Source organism: Rhizobacter sp. P2_H2, assembly GCF_056403375.1.
Window position 1 is genome coordinate 1 of record NZ_JBFUFP010000481.1, and the last position, 3,977, is coordinate 3,977.

General features: G+C 69.3%; 4 protein-coding genes and 1 pseudogene. 1 reads left to right on the top strand and 4 read right to left on the bottom strand.

Going from position 1 to position 3,977, the window contains the following annotated elements; all coding sequences use genetic code 11:
• Nucleotides 1–24: 24 nt before the first annotated feature.
• Both AC1D15_RS20725 and guaB read right to left on the bottom strand, forming a co-directional pair.
• Nucleotides 25–1,275, bottom strand: a complete 1,251-nt coding sequence (locus AC1D15_RS20725) for an MFS transporter (protein WP_477827450.1) — start codon at nucleotides 1,273–1,275, stop codon at nucleotides 25–27.
• Between the two features lie 53 nt (nucleotides 1,276–1,328).
• A complete protein-coding gene (gene guaB / locus AC1D15_RS20730; RefSeq protein ID WP_477827451.1) occupies nucleotides 1,329–2,798 on the bottom strand; it encodes an IMP dehydrogenase in 1,470 nt (489 codons plus the stop codon).
• Nucleotides 2,799–3,008: 210 nt separating this feature from the next.
• On the opposite strand from guaB, the gene AC1D15_RS20735 reads away from it, so the two are divergent.
• Entirely contained in the window at nucleotides 3,009–3,536 is a 528-nt protein-coding gene (locus AC1D15_RS20735; RefSeq protein ID WP_052213099.1) for a DUF4124 domain-containing protein, read from the top strand.
• Nucleotides 3,537–3,554: 18 nt separating this feature from the next.
• Here AC1D15_RS20735 and AC1D15_RS20740 read toward each other — a convergent pair whose 3' ends face one another.
• Together AC1D15_RS20740 and AC1D15_RS20745 are read right to left on the bottom strand one after the other, a co-directional pair.
• Complete coding sequence (locus AC1D15_RS20740) at nucleotides 3,555–3,851, bottom strand: RnfH family protein (protein ID WP_477827452.1); 297 nt, start codon at nucleotides 3,849–3,851, stop codon at nucleotides 3,555–3,557.
• Nucleotides 3,838–3,977 (bottom strand): annotated as a pseudogene (locus AC1D15_RS20745) (ubiquinone-binding protein); the annotation flags it as partial. The pseudogene AC1D15_RS20745 and the gene AC1D15_RS20740, both read right to left, overlap by 14 nt.

The window sequence follows — 3,977 nt, forward strand, 5'->3', positions numbered from 1 at the left end:
GGTGTCAGGTGTCGTCAGGTGTCATCAACCGGCGCTGGGGGCAGCGGCCGGCGTGGTCAACAGGGTCTGGCGGGAAAAATGACGCATCGCGACGGCGGTGGCCACCGCCAGCAACGCGCTGCAGAAGAAGAACGGCGCGCCGACGCGCCAGTCGTTGTGCGGCAGGTGCGAGACGACGCCCAGCAGCGGGGCACCGATCACCGGGGCGACCACCGCGGTCATGCTGGTCAGCGCGGCCATCGCGCCCATGGTCTGGCCCTGCGTGCGGGGGTCGGCGGCATTCGAGACGATGCTCTGGATGGCCGCGGCCACCGTGAAGCCGAACACGTTGAAGCCGATCACCGCGTACATCATCCAGCCCTCGGTCGCGAGCGCCCAGCCCAGGTTGGCGAGCGTGCTCGACACCAGGCCGATGGTGGCCAGCCGCGTCGCGCCGAAGCGCCTCAGCAGCCGCTGCAGCAGCATGCCCTGCACGATCGCCGACGCGACGCCGACCGTGAACAGCGACCAGCCGTTCTCGCGCGGGCCCCAGTCGAAGCGCAGCCCGGTGTACAGCACCCAGGAGGTGTGCAACACGAACTGCGCCAGCGTGCACAGGCCCGACACCGCGATCAGGCCGCCCACGCCCTTCAGGCTGCCCAGGTGCGTCAGTGCAGCCACCGGGTTCAGCGAGCGCATAGAGTCCTTGTTGCGGCGCTCCGGCGGCAGCGATTCAGGCAGCACGAAGTACCCGTAGACCAGGTTCACCAGTGCCAGCGTGCCGGCCGCGAAGAACGGGTAATGGATGTCGATGGCGCCGAGCAGCCCGCCCATCACCGGCCCGAGGATGAAGCCGATGCCGAACATCGCACCGAGCTGGCCGAAGCGCTTCGCGCGGTCTTCGGGCGGCGTGATGTCGGCCACGTAGGCGTTCGCCACCGCCGCGTTCGCCTGCAGCGCGCCGCTCACCAGCCGCACCGCGACCAGCACCCACAGCTGCGTCGCGAGCGCCGTCGCGAAGAAGCTGAAGGCGAAGCCGCAGAAGCCGAGCAGCAGCACCGGCCGGCGGCCGTAGCGGTCGGACAGCGCCCCGAGCACCGGCGAGCTGAAGAAGTTCGCGATGCCGAAGGTGAACGCGACCGCGCCGTACCAGAAGGCCTGCTCGGCCGGGTTGGCCGTGAAGCCCCCGACCAGCACCGGCAGCACCGGCACGATCAGGCCGATCGCCATCATGTCGATCAGCACCGTCACCAGGATGAAGCGCATCGCCGCCGGGCGGCCGACGGGCGGCTGCACGGGCGCGGTCGTGGGACTCGTCGTCAAGGTCGCTGGCGCCCGGCGTGCGGGCGTCACTCCATGCGGTAGTTGGGGGCTTCCTTCGTGATCTGCACGTCGTGCACGTGGCTCTCGCGGATGCCGGCCGACGTGATCTCGACGAACTCGGCGCGGTCGCGCATGTCGTCGATCGTCGGGCAGCCGCAATAGCCCATCGAGGCGCGCAGGCCGCCGGCCATCTGGAACACGATGCTGACCATCGAGCCCTTGTACGGCACGCGGCCCTCGATGCCTTCCGGAACCAGCTTGTCGGCGTTCGGGTTGGCGCCGGTGTTGTCCTGGAAGTAGCGGTCGGCCGAGCCCTGCTGCATCGCACCGATCGAGCCCATGCCGCGGTAGCTCTTGTAGCTGCGGCCCTGGAACAGCACGATCTCGCCCGGCGCCTCTTCGGTGCCGGCGAACATGCCGCCCATCATCACGGTGCAGGCGCCGGCCGCGATGGCCTTGGCGATGTCGCCCGAGTAGCGGATGCCGCCGTCGGCGATCAGCGGCACGCCGGTGCCCTTCAGCGCGGAGGCGACGTTGTCGATCGCCATGATCTGCGGCACGCCGACACCGGCGACGATGCGGGTGGTGCAGATCGAGCCGGGGCCGATGCCGACCTTCACGCCGTCGGCACCCGCCTCCACCAGCGCCAGCGCGGCCGCGCCGGTGGCGATGTTGCCGCCGATCACATCGACCTGCGGGTAGTTCTTCTTGACCCAGCGCACCCGGTCGAGCACGCCGGCGCTGTGGCCGTGGGCGGTGTCGACGACGACCGCGTCGACGCCGGCCCGCACCAGCAACTCGAGGCGCTCTTCGGTGTCTTCACCGACGCCCACCGCCGCGCCGACGCGCAGCTTGCCGTGCGAATCGCGCGCGGCGTTCGGGAAGTTGGTCTGCTTGGTGATGTCCTTGACGGTGAACAGGCCGCGCAGCTCGAAGGCGTCGTTGACGACCACCACGCGCTCCAGCTTGTGCTTGTGCATCAGCGCCTTGGCATCGGCCAGCGAGGCGCCGTCGCGCACCGTGATCAGGCGCTCGCGCGGCGTCATGATCTCGCGCACCGGGATGTCCATGCGGGTCTCGAAGCGCAGGTCGCGGCCGGTCACGATGCCGACCACCTTGCCGTCCTCGAGCACCGGGAAGCCCGAGATGCCGTGCTGGCGCGACAGGTTGATCACGTCGCGCACCGGCACGCCGGGCGAGATGGTGATCGGATCGCGCAGCACGCCCGATTCATAGCGCTTCACGCGCGCCACCTCGGCAGCCTGCTGCTTCGGTGACAGGTTCTTGTGGACGATCCCGATGCCGCCTTCCTGCGCGATCGCGATCGCGAGGCGTGCTTCCGTCACGGTGTCCATCGCAGCGGACACGAGCGGAAGGTTCAGGCGGATGTTGCGGGAGAGCTGGGTCGCGAGCGAGGTGTCGCGGGGCAGGACCTGGGAGAAAGCTGGCACCAACAACACATCGTCGAAGGTGAGCGCTTTGCCAAGAAGGCGCATGAGAAAAACTCCTGACGCAAAAGCGAATTATACGGATGTCAGACGCACCCTTCACGGCGTGGGTCCGGACCCCTTCGATGGGCAGCGCCGATGCCTGCCGCGCCAAAGCGGTAATAGTTCACGGCCATCCTCGGCCAACCGGGCCTCGCCATACAAAAGGTGACAGAGCCTCGCGCCTGCACACATGTCACGCCGACTACACTTTCGGCCATGCAATTCATTCCTTCCCGCACGTCGTCCAGGCTGGGTGCCTGCGCCCTCCTCGCCGTGTTGTCGATCGGCCTGCACAGCACGGCATTCGCCCAGTGGAAATGGCGCGACGGCAAGGGCCACGTGCAGTACAGCGACATCCCGCCGCCCGGCAGCATCGCCGAGCAGGACATCCTGCAGCGCCCGGCCGGTGCCGCGCGCCGCGCGCCGATGCAGGGCACGACCCCGGCCGAGGCCACGCCGGCAGCCGCCGCGGCCAGCGGCCCGAAGCTGGTCGACCCGGACCTCGAGGCCAAGCGCCGCAAGACCGAGCAGGACGACGCCGCCAAGCGCAAGGCCGAGGAAGAGAAGCTCGCCGCCGTGCGCGCCGAGAACTGCACGCGCGCCAAGGGGCAGCTGAAGACGCTCGAAGACGGCATCCGCATGGCACGCACGAACGCCAACGGCGAACGCGAGATCCTCGACGACAAGGGCCGCGCCGACGAGACCAAGCGCACCCGCGACATCATCGCGTCCGACTGCAAGTAAGCCGCCAGCGAGGGACCGTCAGCCTCGTCTGGAGCGCTGGCGCCTCGCCTCCTTGGGATCGACGCGCAGCGCGCGCCAGACCTCCACCCGGTCGCGGTCCCGCAGCACATCGCCCAGCTCGCGCAGGTGGCCCCAGACGCCGATCCGGCAGTGCGTCAGGTCCATCCCCGAGCCGGCCTCCAGCACACCGCCCTGCCGCAGCGCATCGTGCACCGTGCTGCCGGCGGRCAGCCGCAGCGGCACCACCCTCACCTCGCCCGCCTGCGGGCTCCAGGCGACCTCGATCGCCAGCTCGACGGGATCAGCGGGGTCCATGCACCTGTTCCGCCCGCTTGACGAACGAATCGACCAGCGTGTTGGCGATGCGGTCGAACACCGGGCTGATCACCAGCTCCAGCGCGCCGTTGGCGAATTCATAGCGCAGCTCGAACTCGATCTTGC

Excerpts from the sequence above, each read along its gene's own strand:
- guaB (WP_477827451.1), bottom strand. The coding sequence starts at position 2,798 with ATGCGCCTTCTTGGCAAAGCGCTCACCTTCGACGATGTGTTGTTGGTG.
- AC1D15_RS20735 (WP_052213099.1), top strand. The coding sequence starts at position 3,009 with ATGCAATTCATTCCTTCCCGCACGTCGTCCAGGCTGGGTGCCTGCGCC.